The following is an 18,340-nucleotide window of genomic DNA, read 5'->3' on the forward strand; positions in this document are numbered from 1 at the left end:
AAGCCCTTGTCACCGCACTATCTGATCAAGCGACTATTGATGATCGTCTACACGCTCTTCGTTGTGTCGCTCGTTGTCTTCGCCATTACCCAGATCCTGCCGGCCGATGCCGCGGTGATGATGCTGGGCGAAAACGCCACCTCCCAGGCGCTGGACGCCCTGCGCCAGCAGATGGGCCTCAACGACCCGGTCTGGCTGCAATATCTGCATTGGCTAGGCGGGCTCCTGCATGGCGATTTCGGCCAGTCGCTGCGCACCGGCCAGCCCATCGGTCCCGTCATGTTCGAAGCGCTGGGACGGTCCCTGCTGCTTGCCTGCCTGTCGATCGGCCTGATGCTGGTGCTCGCCATTCCGCTCGGTGTCATCGCCGCGATGCGGCGCGGCCGCCTGACCGATATGCTCGTCAGCCTTGTGTCCTACGCGGGCGTTTCCCTGCCTGAATTCGTGACGGCGACGGTTGCGGTACTGGTCGTCTCCGACTGGCTGAAATGGCTGCCCGCGACCGGCTACGTGCCACTCACCGAAAATTTCCTCGATGGCATCGCGCATCTGGCGCTGCCCGTCTGCGTCATCTCCATCATCCTGATTGCGCACGTCTCGCGCATGGTGCGCTCTGAACTCGTCGATGTCCTGCACACCGACTATATCCGCGCGGCGCGGCTGAAGGGCCTTTCCGCTTCGAGGATCCTGTTCGGCCACGCCTTGCGCAACGCGCTGTTGCCGACCATCACCGTCGTTGCGCTGGATGTCGGCTATCTGCTCGGCGGCATCATCGTCGTCGAAGAGATCTTCGCCATTCCCGGTATCGGCCGGCAGTTGATCGTCGCCATCCAGACACGCGACCTGCCCTCTATCCAGGCCGGCGTGCTGCTCATGGCGGCAACCTACTCCATCGTCAATTTCGCAGCCGACCTTCTCTATGCCTGGCTCGACAAGAGGATCCAATATGGTTGAGCTTCTCAAGCGGCTGTTGCGCACGCCGCAAGGCGCCGCTGGCCTGATCCTCATCATTCTGGTGTTCATCGTCGTCGCATTCGGGCCGTGGCTCGCCCCCCGCGATCCCGAAGCCATGTCGATCCTTGCCCGCTACAAGGGGCCGAGCATGACCTTCCTGCTCGGAACGGATCAATATGGCCGCGATATTTTGAGCCGGCTTCTGATCGGCGCCCGTGCGACGGTGATCACGGCGGTCGTCGCCACGCTGGCCGGAACCCTTGCCGGCGCCCTCATCGGTACGGTGTCGGCCTATCTGGGAGGTCGCGCCGATGAGATGATCATGCGAACGATCGATGCCATCATGTCGATCCCGAACCTTCTGTTTGCGCTCTTGATCGTCAATCTGCTCGGCTCCGGCAGCGTCAATGCGCTGGTGGCCGTCGCCGTCGCCTTTGCGCCCGGCATGGCGCGCATTACCCGTAGCGTCGCCCTTTCCATCCGCAAGCAGGACTATGTCAATGCCGCCATCGCCCGCGGCGAAAGCTCGTTCTACATCATCCTGCGCGAAATGCTGCCCAACGTCGTCGCCCCGATCATCGTTGAGACGACTATCCGCATTTCCTTCGCGGTGATGCTGTTTGCGACGCTGAGCTTTCTCGGGCTGGGCGCCCAGCCACCGGCGACGGAATGGGGACTGATGATCTCGGAAGCACGCCAGTACATGCATATCAGCGCCGGCATCCTGATCTGGCCAAGCCTTGCAATCGCGATCGTCGCCGTCGGCTTCAACCTGCTCGGCGACGGTCTGCGCGATGCTCTCAACCCGCGCACAGGAGGATGAGATGAGCGAACCCGTACAAAACAGCGTTCTTCAGATCCGCAATTATTCGCTCGACTATCTCACGACGAACGGCGTCTTCCATGCATTGAAGAATATCGATCTGGAGATCGGCGCCGGGGAAATTCTCGGCCTTGTCGGCGAATCCGGCTCCGGAAAGACGTCGCTTGCCTGGTCGATCATGCGCTACCTGCCGGACAATGCCCGCGAAGTCGGCGGCGCCATCCGGCTGCGGGGCGAAGATCTCGCGGCAAAATCACGGGCCGAAATCGGCCGCATGCGCGGCAAACACATCAGCATGGTCTTCCAGGACCCCGGCACCTCGCTCAACCCCACCCTTTCGCTCGGCACGCAGCTGACGGAGGCGCTGAGCCGTCATCGCGGACTTACGAAGAAGCAGGCATGGAGCGAGGGCGAGGCGATGCTTGCCCGCGTCGGCCTGAAGAGCCCGGCGCAGATGATGCAGCGCATGCCGCATGAGGCTTCGGGCGGCGAGAAACAGCGCGTCGTCATCGCGACGGCCTTTGCCTGTAATCCGCAATGCATCATCTTCGACGAACCGACGACGGCACTGGACGTGATCACCTCACGGCAGATCCTCGACCTGTTTCTCGATCTTCAAGCCGAGACTGGCGTCGCCTCGCTTTATATCTCGCACGATCTGGCGCTGCTCTCCCGCACGGCTAGGCGCGTGGCGGTCATGCGGCGCGGCGAGATCGTCGAGCAGGGCGCCATCGATGATATCTTCAAGGCGCCACGCCAGGATTACACGAGAGAGCTGCTTGCCGCTGTACCTCGGCCGGCCAATCGGCTGATCGAGACGCGCCCGTCCTATGAGAGCAAACCGCTGATGGAGGTCGAGAATGTCAGCGTGCATTATGGCCGCAAGCCGTTTCTCTCGGCGCTGACGGGCCGCGCCGTCAAGCGTTTCACCGGCAATCGCGCCATCAGCCTTAATGTGCAGCCGGGCGAAATCCTCGGCATCGTCGGGGAATCCGGTTCAGGCAAATCGACGCTCGCCAAGGCGATGACCGGACTCAATCCTTTCGAGGGAAGGATGACCTTCGCCGGACGGACGATCACCGGGCTTGCCGATATGAACAGGTCCTATCGCAAGGATGTCCAGCTGATCTTCCAGCATCCCGACGCCTCGCTCAATCCGCGGCAGAAGATCCATGAAATCCTGGCGCGACCATTGAAACTCTATGGCACGGGCGAAGGCGGTTCCCTGTTCCAGCAGATCCGCGATCTGCTGGAACAGGTTCGCCTGCCGCGCAGCCATGCCGATCGCTATCCGCACCAGCTTTCGGGCGGGGAGAAGCAGCGCGTCGCCATCGCCCGCGCCTTCGCGTCGAAACCGAAGCTCGTCATCTGCGACGAGATCACTTCGGCGCTGGACGTTTCAGTGCAGGCCTCAATCGTGCAGCTGCTGCTGGAACTGCACCGCAAGCACGACACGGCCTTTCTCTTCATCACCCATGACCTCAACCTCCTCCGCCAGATCGCTCATCGCATCGCCGTGATGTACCGCGGCGACCTTGTCGAGGTCGTACCGTCAGACGAAATCGTCAGCCCTGCCCGCGCCGACTATACCCGTCAGCTCATCGCGGCAGTTCCCGCGCTCGCGGGCACATCCATTTAGAATTGCAGATCAAGGAGCATACAATGGACCCGAAATCGCTCGTCGGCAAAATCGACGAGAAGAGCTGCCTCGACTTCCTGTCGAACATGGTACGCCAGAAGAGCCATTCCCAGACCGACGGCGAGCGCGAGCTTGCCCGCATCATGGGGCGCGAAATGGAAGCGCTCGGCCTCCAGTCTGAGTTGCAGCCTTTCGAGGACGGTCAGCGCTTCAATGCCATCGGGCGCCTGAAGGGATCGGGCGGCGGCAAGAGCCTGCTGTTCAACGGCCATCTCGATACCAATCCGGTGACCGAAGGCTGGACGGTTGACCCCTGGGGCGGCATCGTCGACGACAAGTTCATTTATGGCATCGGCGTGTCCAACATGAAGGCGGGCGACGCGGCCTATTTCTGCGCCGTCAAGACGCTGCTGGATGCCGGCGTGAAGCTCAAGGGCGATATCATCCTGACCTATGTGGTGGGTGAATTGCAGGGCGGCGTCGGCACGCTCGCGGCGATCCGCAGCGGCGTCAGAGCCGACTATTTCATCAACAGCGAGCCGAGCGATCTCGCGGCCGTGACAATGCACGCGGCGGCGCTGAGCTTCGTCATCGAGCTTACCGGCGATACCCGCCATCTTTCCAAGCGCGAACAATCCGTCGATGCCATCGCCGCCGCCTGCGACATCATCCCGCGCATCAATGCCATGACGTTCAGCGGCGCGAAAAGCGAAGTGCATCGCTCCATAAATCGCGGCCATGTCGGCGTCGTGCATGGCGCGCTCGGGCGCGACCTTGAGGAATGGCGGCCGCCGCAGGTCTCCGATTTCGTCCGCATCCGGGGCTCGGCGCGCTACGCACCCGGCCAGACACAGGAAGGCGTTCTCGCCGATCTCACCACCGAACTCGTCGAACTCGAAAAGCGCTTTCCGGGGCTCAAGGCCAAGCTGGTTCCCGAGATGATCGAGGGGCGTCCGCTGATGCCACCTTTCGAAGTATCGCCCACCTCGCGCATCGTCACATCGATCAATGCGGCCTATGAGGCCGTGCGCGGCGAGAAGCAGCCAACCGGCGCCATCACCCCGACCCGCTTTTACGGAACGGATGCCGGCCACCTCTATCACGAGCTTGGCATGGAAGGCATCGTCTGCGGTCCAGGTGGGCGCTACAACACCATGCCGGACGAGCGTGTCGATATCGTCGATTACCTCGACATGATCCGCGTCTACATGCTCACCATTCTCGACATCTGCGAGATCGCCTGAAGCCACATGTTTCCTCGTGACGAATATGACTGGCGGATTGCCAAGGCACATGCAGCAATGGACGCCGCCGCTGTCGATCTCCTTTTGATCGACAGCGGCGAGCTGCTGGCATGGCTGACGGGCTATACCGTTTCCGAAACCATGTACCGCGCCGCCCTGCTGCCACGCCATGGGCAGCCGTGGTTCATTCTTCGCGAACTCGACGAGGCGCCCTGCCGGGAGAAGACCTGGATCACCGATGTCATCGGCTTTGCCGATACCGACGATCCGCACAGGGTAATCGCGGACAGTATCCGCAACAGAGGCTTTGCCGGTGCTCGCATCGGTGTGGATGTTGCCGCATATAGCTTCAGTGCCGACACAGCGGCAAGGCTTCAAGCGCATTTGCCGAAGGCCCACCTTGTCGCTCTGCCAGGTATCAGCGACCGCTTGCGATGGATAAAGTCGGCGCGTGAAATTGCCGCTCTTGCAGAGGCAGCCGCGATTGCCGACAAGGCCATGCGGGCAATTTTGCAAAACGTCCGCGTCGGCTCTTCGACGCGCGCTGCCGCAGCGACCGCAGCCGCAACCTTCCTGCTTGAGGGCGCCGATACTGGCGAGACCGGCCCGATCGTCAAAGCTAGCGGCAACCATGAGTTTCTGCATGGCGCCTTCAAAGGCGAGCTGCTGGGTGCCGGTGACATTCTGCATGTGGAGCTTATCCCACGCGTTGGTGGCTATGGCGCCCGGCTGATGCGGCCCATCGCCATCGGCGACGCAACTCCAAAGCTTCATGAGATCGCCGCGCGCGTTGTTTCCGTACAAGACGAGCAGATCGAAGCCATGAGGCCCGGTATCGCGGCCCGTGAGGTGGATGCAATCGTCCGCGAAGGCCTCAAATCTTCGGGATTGAGACCAAACTACGACAACGTCACCGCCTATACCCTCGGTCTTTACACACGCACGCCACGCACAAGCGATTTCTCCCGCGTGTTCCTGCCAAATGCGGGTTGGCAGCTGGAAGAAGGTATGGTTTTCCATGTCTATGCGACTGCCGCCCGGCTTGGCTTCAGCGAGACGGTCGTGGTGACGCCGAAGGGTGGTAGGCGGCTGACTACCGCCACCCGTAGGCTTCTCATCGCCGGTAAGTTCTGATTCCCATCGCGAATGAAGCAACGCGACAACATTTTGCGCGGAGTTAGCGGCTTGAGTAATGGTCTTGAAGGGTCTCGAACCACCGACCTGTAAATTATTTGGCTTCTTTACGCGGTCGCGGACAAAAGGATGTTGCCATCGCATCGACAAGATGAAATTCACGACGATGAATTGGCGAGCTGTTTGGGCTAATGCCCACGGGGATACCCGATAAGTTAAAGCAGCATCGAGGCACCACGGTCGAGATAGGTATCGAGGAATTGCTCAAGACGCGAGTTCCTCGGCTTCTTGAAGACCTCCTGCGGCGGCCCGGTGAACTGCACCTTGCCGTGGTCGAGGAAGATGATCTGCTGGCCGACGGTTGCGGCGAAACCTATCTCATGTGAGACAACAACCATGGTCATGCCCTCGGCCGCCAGATCGCGCATGACGTTCAGGACTTCGCCCGTCAGCTCCGGATCGAGTGATGAGGTCGGCTCATCGAACAGCATGATCTTCGGCCTGAGCGCTAACGCGCGGGCGATTGCCACGCGCTGCTGTTGTCCGCCAGATAGCTGCGAGGGATAGTGCCCTGCTCGGGCTTCCAGCCCGACCTTAACGAGTTGCGCCATCGCCGCATCCTCGGCTTCCTTCCGGCTCATCTTGTGAACCATCTTCAGCGCCTCGCTGACATTGCCGAGCGCCGTCATGTGCGGCCAGAGATTGAACTGCTGGAATACCATGCCGATCTGGGCGCGGATCGCACGGTTCGCGGCGGCCGAAATGCGCTCTCGCCGTCCTTGAGAATCCTCGGTGAAGCCAAGCACTTCACCGTTGATGGAGATCGTCCCGCGCGTTGCCTCCTCGAGAGAAGCCATGCAGCGCAAAAGCGTGCTCTTGCCGGAACCCGATGGGCCGATGAGGCAGGAAACCTGCCCGGGCTCGATGGCAAGATCGATGCCATGAAGGACCGTGGTCTCTCCGAAAGACTTGACGAGATTTTTGACTGCGATCGCGGGGACGCTCATGCGTTGAAAAACCTGAATCTGGAAAGTTTCGTTTCGGCAAGATTGCCAAGCCAACCGGTGAGTTCGACGAGCACCCAATAGAAGAGCGCCAGCACGGACAATGCTTCGACGAAGGCATATTGCTGCGATCCGATAGCGCTCAGCGTTGCCGTCAACTCCGGCACGGTGATGATGGATAAGACCGCCGTCTCCTTCATCAGGATGACCACCATGTTCACGGATGGTGGCAGCACCAGCATCGTCATTTCCGGCAACAGAATGCGCCAGACGATCTGCCTCCGCGTCAAGCCGACGCATTCGCCGGCCTCGATATGGCCCTTCGGCACGGCCTGAAAGCCCGAACGGAAGATCTCGCTGAAATAGGCCGCGCCGTAGACCGAAATACCGATCAACCCGGCTGGCAATGGATCGAGATCAAGGCCGACGAAGGGACCGCCGTAATAGACCAGGAAGATCTGGATGAGAAACGGCGTGCCGCGCAGCACGGCCACAATGGCACCCAGCGCCTTATCAACAAGCATGCCGCCATATTGCCTGGCGACCGCCATTAGGAAACCAATGATGGCCGCAGCGATGGTGCCCAGGATCCAGATCATGATCGTCACGCCCGCACCGCTGACGATGGCTGGCCACTGTCCGATGATGACATTGATGTCGAAGGTCATCGCGGCACCCCGGGCAATCTGTTTTCGATCATGCCACCGGCAAGCGCGACCAACCAGTTGATCATCAGATAGATGAGGCCTGCAGATGCGAAAATCTGCAGCGGCAGGAAGGTGCTGCCTGCCAGGTCCTGCGCCATGCGCGTCAATTCGACGATGCCGACGACCGAGACCAGTGATGACGCCTTGAGGATCAGGATCGCCTCGTTGACGAGAGCTGGAAACGTGAGGCGCAGGGCGATCGGAACCTTGATGCGGCGGAAGACCTGGCGCGGCGTCAGACCGACCATTTCAGCCGACTCCACCAGGCCTAGAGGCACGCTGGCAAAGCCGCCGCGCAGATTCTCGGCCTGGTAGGCCGCTGTGCAAAGCGACAGGCCGATGATCGCGGCCACGACGCTCGGCACATTGATGCCGATGACTGGAAGCAGATTGTAGATCAGCAGCAATTGCACCAGCAGCGGCACGCCGCGGAAGAAGCTGATGAAAATCTGAGCAGGTCGCACGAAAAGGCTACGCCCCGATAGCAGCATTCCAGAAAGAAGGATCGCAATCGCAAAGCCGATGAGGATCGACACGACACTGATCGTCACCGTGTAGATCGATGCCTGCAGAAGCAACTCGAAGAGCTTGATGGACATGATTCAGATTTCGCCCGCTTGGCGGTCAGGAGGGTTCCGCTCGCATTCCTCGGCCATGCCCCGGCGCTACCGCAGGCACGGCCGATTTCCGGTCACCAATCAGAATGCCGGGTCCTTGACGGAATCCGGCGTATCGAAGCTCGCGCCGAACCACTTCTTCTGCAGCGTCGCCATACGGCCGTCAGCCTTGATCTTCAGCATGGCGGCATCGATTGCGTCCATCAGCGGCGCATGATCGGCATCCTTCAGGCCGATAAAGCCGAAATAGGATTTCTTGCCGAAGGGCGGCAGAACGACTTCGAACGTGCCTTCGCGCTGCTTGGCGACGAAAGCAATATTCGGAAGCGAGTTGGCAACGCCGGCGATGCGGCCGGCCGCGAGGTCCGCATAGGACTCCGTAAAGGCCGGATATTCGCGAATGTCGACCTTGGTCGGCAAGGTTTCGGAAAACTCCTTGAGCTGATCGAGCTGCGCGGTCGCCTTGCCAACGCCGATCTTCTTGCCGGCGATATCCTCAGGCTTGTTGATCGTCTTGTCGCCGGCCTTTTTCAGGATGGCGATGGTCGCCTCGGCAAGCGGCGGTGTGAAGCGATAGCGCTCCATGCGCTTCTTGGTGATCGTCGCCGGGCCTGCGACGACGTCGAACTTGCCGGCTTCGAGCGCCGGGAAGACACCATCCCAGGGCAGCGTGACCCATTCGATTTTCACGCCGAGTTCCTTGCCGATCTCGTTAAAAAGATCGACGTTCAAGCCGACATGTTCCCCAGCATCGATAAAATCGAACGGCGCGAAAGCCGTCTCGGTGCCGACCTTCAGGGTGCCGGCGGCCTTCACGGCGGCAAGCGTATCGGCCGCATGGGCAGAAATCGTCGCGCCAAACAAAAATACGGCGCCGACCAGCCCCTTCAGAAGCGAATTCTTTTTCATATTTCTCTCCAGTTTTTTGTCCTTCCGATGGAAGGTCCAGGTTCCCCAAGCATTGTCCCACAGAGCGGATTTCTATGACCCGCTTTTGTCTATACAAATAGATACAGGCTGGCCTACACTGTCAAACATTAAACTCGATGAACGCAAGATTTGTGCCGCATAGCGGCAGTGGACCCAGTAAAAGCGGCTTTCGCGGAAATTGAATGTCATCATTGGATCGAGGTGAGTGTTGGTCTCAATTCATCGGAGAATTTTCGAAGACCTCGAAGCCAGGATCGTGAGCGGTGCTTGGCCGCCCGGTTATCGCATCCCCTTCGAACACGAGCTCGTACAAGAGTATCAATGTTCCCGGATGACCGTAAACAAGGCGCTTTCGGCCTTGGCGGGACGCGGCATGATCATACGCCGCCGGAAGGTTGGTTCCTTCGTCGCCTCGCGACAGATCGACCGCACGGTGATGGATATTCAGGACATTTCCACGGAGGCCGAGCTGGCGGGGCATGACCACAGCTACAGGATACTGATGCGAAAGATCGAGACGCTGGATGCCGCAACCGCGGCACAGCTCAGCGAACCAATGGGGGCGGAAATCCTGCGGCTTCACTGCCTGCATGCGGTGGACGGCAAGCCCAATGCGCTGGAACGGCGCATCATCATGCTCGCCATGGTGCCGTCTGCCAGAACCGAAAACTTTGCTTCGGTTCCGCCCGGCAAATGGCTGCTGGACATGGTGCCCTGGTCGAAGGCAAGGCACGTCATTCGCGCCGTTTCGGCCGATGCCGCCACGGCACGCCTGCTTGAGACCGAGCGCGGCGAGGCCTGCCTGACGCTCATCCGCCAGACATGGCAGATGAGCCGCACGGTCACCTATGTCGAGATCATCCATCCCGGCGACCGTTTCCAGTTTGCCGGCGACTTTCACCCGACAGAGAGAAGCATCACGGATCAACTGCCACGGAGAAGCGCCTTTTGACCGAGAAACAGGCTATCAGGACAGTTCCGCTCAAGGGCTTGCAGGTCTTTGAAGCTGTGGGCCGTTGTGGCAGCGTGAGCGCCGCGGCCCTGGAGCTGAATGTTTCCCCCGGCGCGATCAGTCAGCAGATCCGCAAGATCGAGAGCTTTCTCGGCGTCACCTTGCTGGAGCGCAACGGCCGCACCGTGGAGCTCACCCAATGGGGGCGGCTCTATCATCAGGAAATATCGAAGGGCTTCGAGCAATTCGCGCTTGCGGAGCAGATACTGGAACGGGCGCGCAACGATAGCGCCCTCGTCCTGAGTGCCTTGTCTTCCGTCGTCAACAAGTGGATCGGGCGCCGGATCTTCGACTGGCAAGCCCTACATCCGAACGCGTATGTCAGGATCGTCGGCCGCGACAAGGAACCGCGCATGGGCTTTGACGATATCGATTTCCGCATCAGCTACGGATCGGATGTGCTGCAGCATGAACACTATACGGAGCTGTTCCGCGATTGGGTCGTCCCGGCCTGCTCGCCGGCACTGATCAAGGGCAAGGCTCCCTCCGCCGCGCGGCTTCTCGAATATCCACTCCTGCATGTCGAATGGGAGCGGCATTTCACGCCCTATCCGAGCTGGCGCGAATTCGCCGCCAAGACGGGCGCAGCACTTGAAGAGAGCAGCGCCGGTCTTTCCTTCACCCTGTCGAGCAGTGCCATCGATGCGGCCGTCAACAAGCGCGGCATCGTTCTCGCGCAGATGTCGATGATCGCGGATGAACTGGAAGCACAGACGCTCGTCATTCCCATCGATATCCGCATTCCGTTGCAAGAGAGCTATTTCCTCGCCTGGGACAGGGCAGCATTGCAAAAGCCCTTCGGTCCCGCATTTCGCGAGTGGCTTGTTTCGATCTCCCGTCAACAGGGGCGCATATCCGCACCGTCGACCTCGGCATAGACTTTTAGAAAAACTAAAACGGAAGACAGCGCTGCGATATTGATGAAAAAAATCGCAGGACGATAATCTGCGCAGACCTTGGGCTTGGCGAGCAGGAGAACGGCATGGCGCGCACCGACAAAATGAAGCTGGGCACTTTTGTCTACACCTTCGGCTTTCATCCAGCCTCCTGGCTTCATCCGGCCAGCGACGTCAACGGCGCCAATGATTTCAGTCATCTTCTCAGCGTCGCCAAGCGATCCGAAGAAGCCAAATTCGATTTCATGTTCATGGCGGATTCGCCCGCCGCAGCCGTCGGCGACCCGGATGCGCTTGCCCGCATGCCGACCAAGATGAACCGCTTCGAGCCGTTGTCGCTGCTAGCGGCACTGTCCGTCACCACCAGCAATCTCGGCCTCGTCGCCACCGTCTCGACAAGCTACTACGAGCCCTACAACGTTGCTCGCCTCTTCGCGTCGATCGACCACTTGAGCGGCGGCCGCGCCTGCTGGAACGTCGTGACCTCCGATCACGACGAGACCGGCTACAACTTCAACCGCGAAGGGCTGGATCCGCATGCGCTTCGCTATGAGCGCGGCAATGAATTCGTCGATATCGTGTTCGGCCTGTGGGACAGTTTCGAGGAGGATGCCCTACTTCTCGACCGGGAGAGTGGCGTCTACTATGACAGGACGAAGCATCACACGCTGAACCACAAGGGGAAGCACTTCCAGGTGCGCGGGCCGCTCAACATCGCGCGTTCGCCGCAGGGCCGGCCGGTGATCGCGCAAGCCGGCGGATCGGAACCTGGCATGGATATGGCGGCGCGCACTGCGGAGATCGTCTTCAGCCTCGCCTCCAACATCGACCGCAATCGCGACTTCTATGCCAATGTCAAAGGCCGTATGCCCGCCTATGGGCGCGACCCGCAAGATCTGAAAATCATGCCCGGCGTGGTCATCAATGTCGGGGAGACGCAGGCCGAAGCGGAAGCCAAGGTCAACTATCTCATCGACCGGATGCATCCGGATGTCGGCCGGCTGATGCTGTCGGAATTTCTCGAGGCCGATCTGCGCGGCGTACCGCTGGATCAGCCCTTCCCCATGGACAGGCTCCCCTCTGCACCCAAGGGCTCGCGCGCTTTATTCGACGAGCTCGTCGATTTCGTCAAAAGCGGACGCACGGTCGGTGAGCTTGTCCGCCATTATGCGGAAAAGCATACCGGCAACGGCATTACCGGCACACCGACGCAAATTGCCGACTTCATGGAGGAATGGTTCGAGACGCGCGCAGCCGACGGCTTCATCCTGATGTTCCCGACCTTGCCCTCCAGCCTCGACGACTTCGTCAAGCTTGTCCTGCCGGAATTGCGGCGCCGCGGTCTCTTCCGCGAGGAATACGAAGGACGGACACTACGCGAGAACCTCGGCCTTTCCAGGCCCATAAATCGCTTTGCGAAAGGTCCCGTTACCGCATGAAGAAGGAGTTGCTCCGATGATAAACGGATCCTCGATCGATCAGGACAGTTTCAAGCTTTCCATGCGTCATCTTGCGGGCGCGGTCAGCGTCATCACCGTTGGCGAAGGCGAGGAGCGTACCGGTTTCACCGCGACATCCGTCTCGTCGCTTTCGGCAGACGTTCCCTCGGTTATCGTCAGCCTGAACCGAGCATCCTCCTCATGGTCGATTCTCGAACGCCATCGTTGCTTTTGCGTCAACGTATTGGCCGAGGACCAGCAGCATATCGCACGGTCCTTTGCCGGCCTTGGCGGGCGCCGCGGCGCCGAGCGCTACCGCGATGCCGACTGGTATCACCTGAAAACCGGGGCAGCAGCGCTGGAAAACGCTTTGACGGTGTTGGATTGCGAGCTGGAGAAAGCGATACACCATCACTCCCATGTGATCCTGATCGGCCGGGTCTGCGCCATCGACGTGCGACCCCATACCAGTCCGCTCTTATACTGGGACGGTGGCTATCGAAGGCTCGGCGCTGCGGCTGATCTCGTTCATACCAACTAGCTTTGTTTCACCGAAGGCGATTGGACAGGAGCCCAATGGATGCCGCATCGGCATTGGCGAAGGCAAGCCGCAGATAGCGTTCCTGTCCCACGCCGAAATAGCTTCCGGGGATACTGACGATACCCGCCTGCTTTGCCAGCCTCTCGGCCACCTCGGCAGAAGATTGGTGGGCGAAGGGGTGGCGCACGAACGCGAAATAGGCACCGATCGCGGCGATGTCCCAACCAGGCAGATCAGATAGAACGGCTTTCAGCGCCTCCGCTCGGCGGGCGATCTCGAGCCGATTGCCTGCCCGCCAATCTGCAAGCACCGGCAAGGCGGCAGCTACCGCCACCTGGGCGGAGCGCGGGGCGCAAATCTGCATATTGTCCATGATCTTGGCGATCTCGCCCAAAAGCTTGGGCCCCGCCGTCACCGCCCCCAGCCTGTGACCGGGAATACAGAACGACTTCGAGAAACTGTAAAGCAGAACGAGCGTCTCCTCCCAGCCGGGCTCGGACAGAAGCGCATGCGGCCGGCCGTAATCGCCCGGAAGAAAGTCGCGATAGGTCTCGTCCAACACAAGCCAAGCGCCATATCTCCGGCACAGCGCAAAAAGATCATGCAGCAATGACGGCGGATAAACGGCCCCGGTCGGATTGTTCGGCGTCACGACAGCAAGCGCCCGCGCTCCGGCAGCAAGCGCCTGCTCGGCCGACGCAACATCCGGCAGGAAGCCGCTGGCCGCATCACACTCGACCAGCATGCGCTTGATGCCGAGCATGGACAATGTCGTCTCATGATTGAAATAGAAGGGATTTGTGAGTGCGATCGTGTCGCCGGCACCGGCAAGGGCGATGGCCGCACACATGAAGGCCTGATTGCAGCCGGAGGTGATGTGAACATTGGCGGCCTGGATCGACGCACCGTAGATGCCGCTCACATGCCGCGCATAGGCTTCGCGCAGTACCATTTCTCCCTCGATCGACCCATAGCCCGTCATGGCCTGCGATGCCGCGGCCTCGCCAAGGAGCCGCAACATTTCGGGATGGGCAGGATAGCCGGGAACGGCCTGCGACAGGTCGATCAGCGGCCCGTAAGCGCCGGCATAGTCGCGCGCCCACGCAAAGACCGAGGGAATAGGCGGCGGCGAAAGCCGCGTCACGAAAGGATTGGGAATTGCGGATGGCATGACGATGGGTTCCTTGGAGACCGATTGCTACACCGATATCGACAGCAATCTCAACTGCTTTTGTTAGATCATATTGCTCCTCCCAGCGTGGTCCCTCATCCTTCGCTCGATTGACACCAAGAAAAGATCGGCTCAAGGCCGAAGACTTTAGAGAGATAGACTTTTTCAGCGAACCGCCGGGTGATTGTCCCGGCCGCATCGGAGATATTGACGGCAGCGGCAACAGGCTTCTAAAGCTCATTCATAATGAGGCCGTCCGCTCGTGCGGTCTGTCCGGCGGCCGAAATCTAGCTTGGAGCGAATCGTGGCCACGCAAATCCGCCTTCTGCTGACAAACGATCCAGCGCTGCCGGCACTTGCGGCCCTCATGGAAGAAATGCAGGCGCATTATCAGGTGCCCTGTCCCTCGCGAGCCGAAATCATTGCCGGGCTCAAGGCAATGCCTCCGGGCGCCGAGATCCTGGTCGTGGAGGAGAGCGGCGCCATCCTGGGCTTCGCCGCCTTCTCCGGCATCTATCCCGGACCCGGCCTGAAACCGGGCATCTTTCTGAAGGAACTCTTCGTGAGCGTCGCGCAGCGCAGTCGCGGGTTAGGCCGGGAGTTGATGCGCTCGCTCGCGGAGCTGGCACGAGAGCGGGGACTTGCCCGGATCGACTGGACCGCAGACCCTGAAAACGCAAAGCTTCTCGATTTCTACGACGGGCTCGGCGGCGCGCGCAAACCCGATAAGCTGTTCTATCGTCTCGACGGAAAGGCGCTCGAAAAACTGATGCGCTGACAACATCTGTTTCAGTCGCGCGTGCTCTCGGCTTGCCCCATCAGCCACGCTTCGAAAGTCCGCATCGAGGCGCCTGGAGAGATGTCTTCAGGCTTGGCAAACCAGTATCCATATTCGCTTCGATATCCGAAGCCGTTGGGGTTGATCAGTCTGCCTGTCTCCAACTCATCGAGAATGAGCCCGCGCGGTATCAACGCCATTCCCTGCCCGGCAAGGGCCGCGCGGATCACCATGGTGTAATAGCCGAACCGCGTGATGTGATGTACGGTGACATCGGGCTTTCCATGACTTTCGACGAAATGCTGCCAATGCAGCGGCGTCTGCGGATGTTCCAGCATGACGCCATCGGCCAGTTCATCGATTGTGCCCGGAATCCCGTTTTTCTCCCAATAGGATGGCGCACTGACGATCAGGACCTCGTGCCCGAACAGATACTGCGCAGTCTCTCCTTTGTTCGGCGTAATGAGAAAACGGAATATGCCGTCCGCCGTTTCCGATTGCGTGGGTGACACGAAGGTGGTGAACTGCACATCTATCTCCGGATGCTGTTCAGCAAACTGCACGAAACGCGGCAGCAGCCAGCGATCGCCGAAAATCGGAAGCACCTGCAGGCGCAGGACACCGGGGCCGGGTTTGAGACGCGCGACGCGCAATGCAGCATCTTCCATCGCCTTCAGCGCGGTGCGCGCGTGTTCGATGTAAATCAGACCGATCTCCGTGGGGATCATGCCGCGCGGCGTTCGAGTAAAGACCGGACTGCCGATCAGGTCTTCCAATGCAAGCAACTGCTTGCTGACTGCGCTTTGCGACAGGGATGTGCTCTCCGCGGCAGCACTCGTCGAGCCCCTCTCCGCCACCGCAAGCAGAACCTGCAGGGCAGTCATCGAAGGCAAGTGCTGTCGGCCCGATACCATGAGTTCTCCGCACGAGTGCCGATCATTTGAGCCATGAGGACCATCATGGCTACAGTTCGTCGATCAGTTTCAATAGTCCACCGACGAAATTCGAGCTAGTCGGTTTTGTCATAGCGTAGTGAAATAACTTCGCTTGCCGAAGAAATCAGCACGTAAGAGCATTGCCAAAAGTTTAAACAAACAGGGGACATCAATGTCTGAGCCCACGCAGCTCTGGGGTGGACGCTTCAAGTCCGGTCCGTCCGAAGCCCTGGCCAATCTGTCGCGCGCGCCGCTGTCCTACTTCCGTCTTTTCCGGGAAGACATCGCGGGCTCCCGCGCCCATGCTTCCGAATTGAAGCGGGCCGGCGTTCTCGACGAGGCCGAATTCACTGCGATCCGATCTGCCCTTGACGGCATCGAGACGGATGTTGCCAGCGGCCATCAGCAACCGATTGCCGGTGATGAGGATGTCCACACCTTCCTCGAGCGTCTGCTGATGGCACGCCTCGGCGTGCTCGGCGGGAAACTCCGCGCCGGACGGTCCCGCAACGACCAAACAGCCAACAACACGCGCCTCTATCTGCGCCGCTTGGCGCGCGAGCTCTCGCGGGAGATCATCTCGGTCCAGGAAGCATTGATGGATCAGGCTTCGCATCATGCCGAGACTGTCATGCCGGGCTTCACCCATCTGCAGCCGGCCCAGCCGATCGTCCTCGGTCACCACCTGATGGCGCACGCCCAGTCCTTGTTGCGCGACCTGCAACGCCTCGAGGATTGGGATCGCCGCTTCGACCGCTCGCCGCTCGGCGCGGCGGCCCTTGCCGGTTCCGGCATCGCGTGCCGTCCCGACCTGTCCGCCATCGAGCTCGGCTATTCGGCAGCCTGCGAGAACTCCATCGATGCCGTGGCCGCCCGCGACCATGTCGCCGAGTTTTTGTTTATCTGCTCGCTGGTCGCGGTCGATCTGTCGCGGCTGGCGGAGGAAATCTGCATCTGGAGCTCAAAGCAGTTCAGTTGGGTGCGACTGCACGATTCCTATTCCACCGGCTCCTCCATCATGCCGCAGAAGAAGAACCCGGATATTGCCGAGTTGACGCGCGGCATGTCCGGCACTCTCATCGGCAATATCACAGGCTTCCTGGCCACCATGAAGGCCATGCCGCTCGCCTACAATCGCGACTTGGCTGAAGACAAGCGCGTGCTGTTCGAAACGATCGACATTCTCCAATTGGTTCTGCCCGCCTTTGCCGGCATGATCGCAACGCTGGAATTCGATATTGGGAAGCTGCGCGAAGAAGCTCCCAAGGGCTTCACGCTGGCAACGGAAGTCGCCGACTGGCTGGTCGGCGAGAACGTGCCATTCGCGGAGGCGCACGAGATCACCGGCGCAGTCGTCCGCTATTGCGAGGAACGCGGTTACGATCTTGCCGGGCTTACCGAAGATGATCTGCCGAAGATCGATCAGCGGCTGAAGAAGGACGTGCTTGCCGCCATCACGCTCGACAAGGCACTTGCCAGCCGCACCGGCTACGGCGCCACCGCGCCGGTTCGCGTGCGCGAACAGATTGCCCGCTTCGAAACGGCAATCGACGCCTGCCGCGCATTTGCCGGCGCGCCGATCAAAGCAGCCGGTGCCACCTACGGAGAGAGCGACCCTCAGGAGCTTCGAAATCGATGACAGCCGCAAGCGCCAGCCAGTCTCCCAGCGATGATAAATATGAGATCGCCCATCTGCACTTGGTGCCGAAGCGACATATCGGCCGCATGGTCGCGGCAGCCATCGTACTCGTCCTGCTCGCAGGGCTGGTGCGTGCTTTCAGTGTCGGACAGATAGAGTGGAGCTATGTCCGCGAGTTCTTGTTCGCGCCGGCCATTCTCGACGGTCTCACGAATACGCTGCTGATGACCGTAGCCGCCATGGCAGTCGGCATCGTGCTCGGCGTCCTCATCGCCATCATGCGCATTTCCGGCAATCCGGTGCTCTCCTGCATCGCCATCGGCTATGTCTGGATCTTTCGCGGCGCGCCGGCGCTGCTGCAGCTGATGCTGTGGTTCAATCTGGCGCTGATCTTTCCGACCATGGGCATCCACGGCCTTATTGAATTCCGGACCGTTGACGTGATGACGCCCTTCGTCGCCGCCATGCTTGGCCTCGGCATTTCCCAGGGCGCCTACACCTCCGAGGTCGTCCGAAGCGGGCTGCTCTCCGTCGATAGCGGCCAATACGAGGCCGCCCGGACCATCGGCATGACGCAGATGAAGATGCTGCGTCGCATCGTGCTGCCGCAGGCCATGCGCGTCATGGTTCCACCGATCGGTAACGAGGTGATCGGCATGGTGAAGCTGACATCGCTTGCAAGCGTTATCCAGTATGCCGAGATCCTGCACAACGCCCAGATCATCTACTTTGCCAATACCCGCGTTCTCGAGCTGCTGCTCGTTGCCAGCTTCTGGTACCTCGCCGTGGTCTCCGTCCTCTCAGTCGGCCAGCACTATATCGAGCGTTATTTCGGACGCGGTTCGAAATCGATCAAAGCGTCCATGTGAGGTCGACC

Annotated in this window: 18 protein-coding genes; 12 read left to right on the forward strand and 6 right to left on the reverse strand. The window is 60.4% G+C overall.

The annotated features are described in order from the left end of the window. Window positions 1-6 precede the first annotated feature (6 nt). From CCGE531_RS25250 to CCGE531_RS25270, 5 genes are read left to right on the forward strand one after another with little or no spacing between them, the layout of a single operon-like run. Window positions 7-954, forward strand: coding sequence for an ABC transporter permease (locus CCGE531_RS25250; protein WP_120669421.1), 948 nt, complete (start codon window positions 7-9; stop codon window positions 952-954). Further along, window positions 947-1,777, forward strand: coding sequence for an ABC transporter permease (locus CCGE531_RS25255; RefSeq protein ID WP_120668858.1), 831 nt, complete (start codon window positions 947-949; stop codon window positions 1,775-1,777). Before CCGE531_RS25250 ends, CCGE531_RS25255 begins: the two co-directional genes overlap by 8 nt. Before the next feature lies 1 nt (window position 1,778). Next, on the forward strand, window positions 1,779-3,416 hold the full coding sequence (locus tag CCGE531_RS25260) for an ABC transporter ATP-binding protein (protein ID WP_120668860.1): 1,638 nt from the start codon (window positions 1,779-1,781) through the stop codon (window positions 3,414-3,416). A 23-nt stretch (window positions 3,417-3,439) separates the two neighbouring features. Further along, window positions 3,440-4,660: a M20/M25/M40 family metallo-hydrolase gene (locus CCGE531_RS25265; RefSeq protein WP_120668862.1), complete on the forward strand. Its 1,221-nt coding sequence runs from the start codon at window positions 3,440-3,442 to the stop codon at window positions 4,658-4,660. Window positions 4,661-4,666: 6 nt separating this feature from the next. After that, complete coding sequence (locus CCGE531_RS25270) at window positions 4,667-5,794, forward strand: Xaa-Pro peptidase family protein (protein ID WP_120668864.1); 1,128 nt, start codon at window positions 4,667-4,669, stop codon at window positions 5,792-5,794. A gap of 215 nt (window positions 5,795-6,009) precedes the next feature. Here CCGE531_RS25270 and CCGE531_RS25275 read toward each other — a convergent pair whose 3' ends face one another. From CCGE531_RS25275 to CCGE531_RS25290, 4 genes are all read right to left on the reverse strand, one after another. Further along, entirely contained in the window at window positions 6,010-6,801 is a 792-nt protein-coding gene (locus tag CCGE531_RS25275; RefSeq protein WP_120668866.1) for an amino acid ABC transporter ATP-binding protein, read from the reverse strand. Further along, the gene (locus CCGE531_RS25280) at window positions 6,798-7,466 is read right to left on the reverse strand and encodes an amino acid ABC transporter permease (RefSeq protein ID WP_120668868.1); all 669 of its coding nucleotides are present in this window, start codon (window positions 7,464-7,466) and stop codon (window positions 6,798-6,800) included. Before CCGE531_RS25280 ends, CCGE531_RS25275 begins: the two co-directional genes overlap by 4 nt. Then, window positions 7,463-8,104, reverse strand: a complete 642-nt coding sequence (locus tag CCGE531_RS25285) for an amino acid ABC transporter permease (RefSeq protein ID WP_120668870.1) — start codon at window positions 8,102-8,104, stop codon at window positions 7,463-7,465. The genes CCGE531_RS25280 and CCGE531_RS25285 overlap by 4 nt, the downstream gene beginning before the upstream one ends. Before the next feature lie 99 nt (window positions 8,105-8,203). Next, a complete protein-coding gene (locus tag CCGE531_RS25290) occupies window positions 8,204-9,031 on the reverse strand; it encodes a transporter substrate-binding domain-containing protein (RefSeq protein WP_120668872.1) in 828 nt (275 codons plus the stop codon). A 229-nt stretch (window positions 9,032-9,260) separates the two neighbouring features. Here CCGE531_RS25290 and CCGE531_RS25295 point away from each other — a divergent pair, with 229 nt between their 5' ends. From CCGE531_RS25295 to CCGE531_RS25310, 4 genes are all read left to right on the forward strand, one after another. Next, window positions 9,261-10,004 carry a UTRA domain-containing protein gene (locus CCGE531_RS25295; protein ID WP_120668874.1) on the forward strand — a complete coding sequence of 248 codons (744 nt, stop codon included), beginning with the start codon at window positions 9,261-9,263 and terminating at the stop codon, window positions 10,002-10,004. Then, window positions 10,001-10,942 carry a LysR family transcriptional regulator gene (locus CCGE531_RS25300; protein ID WP_120668876.1) on the forward strand — a complete coding sequence of 314 codons (942 nt, stop codon included), beginning with the start codon at window positions 10,001-10,003 and terminating at the stop codon, window positions 10,940-10,942. Before CCGE531_RS25295 ends, CCGE531_RS25300 begins: the two co-directional genes overlap by 4 nt. 104 nt (window positions 10,943-11,046) lie before the next feature. Then, the gene (locus CCGE531_RS25305; RefSeq protein WP_120668878.1) at window positions 11,047-12,399 is read left to right on the forward strand and encodes an LLM class flavin-dependent oxidoreductase; all 1,353 of its coding nucleotides are present in this window, start codon (window positions 11,047-11,049) and stop codon (window positions 12,397-12,399) included. A gap of 16 nt (window positions 12,400-12,415) precedes the next feature. Beyond that, entirely contained in the window at window positions 12,416-12,940 is a 525-nt protein-coding gene (locus tag CCGE531_RS25310) for a flavin reductase family protein (RefSeq protein WP_120668880.1), read from the forward strand. A gap of 7 nt (window positions 12,941-12,947) precedes the next feature. Here the strand turns inward: CCGE531_RS25310 and CCGE531_RS25315 are convergent, their stop codons facing one another. Continuing rightward, window positions 12,948-14,111: an aminotransferase gene (locus tag CCGE531_RS25315; RefSeq protein ID WP_120668882.1), complete on the reverse strand. Its 1,164-nt coding sequence runs from the start codon at window positions 14,109-14,111 to the stop codon at window positions 12,948-12,950. Window positions 14,112-14,412: 301 nt separating this feature from the next. Between CCGE531_RS25315 and CCGE531_RS25320 the strand changes: the two genes are divergently transcribed. Continuing rightward, on the forward strand, window positions 14,413-14,889 hold the full coding sequence (locus tag CCGE531_RS25320; RefSeq protein WP_162944025.1) for a GNAT family N-acetyltransferase: 477 nt from the start codon (window positions 14,413-14,415) through the stop codon (window positions 14,887-14,889). Between the two features lie 11 nt (window positions 14,890-14,900). On the opposite strand, the gene CCGE531_RS25325 is transcribed toward CCGE531_RS25320, so the two are convergent. Beyond that, a complete protein-coding gene (locus CCGE531_RS25325) occupies window positions 14,901-15,803 on the reverse strand; it encodes a LysR substrate-binding domain-containing protein (RefSeq protein WP_120668884.1) in 903 nt (300 codons plus the stop codon). Between the two features lie 193 nt (window positions 15,804-15,996). Here CCGE531_RS25325 and argH point away from each other — a divergent pair, with 193 nt between their 5' ends. Beyond that, window positions 15,997-17,463 (forward strand): argininosuccinate lyase, encoded by a 1,467-nt coding sequence (gene argH, locus CCGE531_RS25330; RefSeq protein ID WP_120668886.1) that lies wholly within the window; start codon window positions 15,997-15,999, stop codon window positions 17,461-17,463. Then, on the forward strand, window positions 17,460-18,332 hold the full coding sequence (locus CCGE531_RS25335) for an amino acid ABC transporter permease (protein ID WP_120668888.1): 873 nt from the start codon (window positions 17,460-17,462) through the stop codon (window positions 18,330-18,332). Before argH ends, CCGE531_RS25335 begins: the two co-directional genes overlap by 4 nt. Window positions 18,333-18,340 lie beyond the last annotated feature (8 nt).

The sequence above is a fragment of the Rhizobium sp. CCGE531 genome, from assembly GCF_003627795.1.
GTDB lineage: Bacteria > Pseudomonadota > Alphaproteobacteria > Rhizobiales > Rhizobiaceae > Rhizobium.

Bases quoted from the DNA above. Each gene is read 5' to 3' on its own strand.
- CCGE531_RS25255 (WP_120668858.1), top strand. From the start codon at position 947: ATGGTTGAGCTTCTCAAGCGGCTGTTGCGCACGCCGCAAGGCGCCGCT.
- CCGE531_RS25260 (WP_120668860.1), top strand. From the start codon at position 1,779: ATGAGCGAACCCGTACAAAACAGCGTTCTTCAGATCCGCAATTATTCG.
- CCGE531_RS25265 (WP_120668862.1), top strand. From the start codon at position 3,440: ATGGACCCGAAATCGCTCGTCGGCAAAATCGACGAGAAGAGCTGCCTC.
- CCGE531_RS25270 (WP_120668864.1), top strand. From the start codon at position 4,667: ATGTTTCCTCGTGACGAATATGACTGGCGGATTGCCAAGGCACATGCA.
- CCGE531_RS25275 (WP_120668866.1), bottom strand. From the start codon at position 6,801: ATGAGCGTCCCCGCGATCGCAGTCAAAAATCTCGTCAAGTCTTTCGGA.
- CCGE531_RS25280 (WP_120668868.1), bottom strand. From the start codon at position 7,466: ATGACCTTCGACATCAATGTCATCATCGGACAGTGGCCAGCCATCGTC.
- CCGE531_RS25285 (WP_120668870.1), bottom strand. From the start codon at position 8,104: ATGTCCATCAAGCTCTTCGAGTTGCTTCTGCAGGCATCGATCTACACG.
- CCGE531_RS25290 (WP_120668872.1), bottom strand. From the start codon at position 9,031: ATGAAAAAGAATTCGCTTCTGAAGGGGCTGGTCGGCGCCGTATTTTTG.
- CCGE531_RS25305 (WP_120668878.1), top strand. From the start codon at position 11,047: ATGGCGCGCACCGACAAAATGAAGCTGGGCACTTTTGTCTACACCTTC.
- CCGE531_RS25310 (WP_120668880.1), top strand. From the start codon at position 12,416: ATGATAAACGGATCCTCGATCGATCAGGACAGTTTCAAGCTTTCCATG.
- CCGE531_RS25315 (WP_120668882.1), bottom strand. From the start codon at position 14,111: ATGCCATCCGCAATTCCCAATCCTTTCGTGACGCGGCTTTCGCCGCCG.
- CCGE531_RS25325 (WP_120668884.1), bottom strand. From the start codon at position 15,803: ATGGTATCGGGCCGACAGCACTTGCCTTCGATGACTGCCCTGCAGGTT.
- argH (WP_120668886.1), top strand. From the start codon at position 15,997: ATGTCTGAGCCCACGCAGCTCTGGGGTGGACGCTTCAAGTCCGGTCCG.
- CCGE531_RS25335 (WP_120668888.1), top strand. From the start codon at position 17,460: ATGACAGCCGCAAGCGCCAGCCAGTCTCCCAGCGATGATAAATATGAG.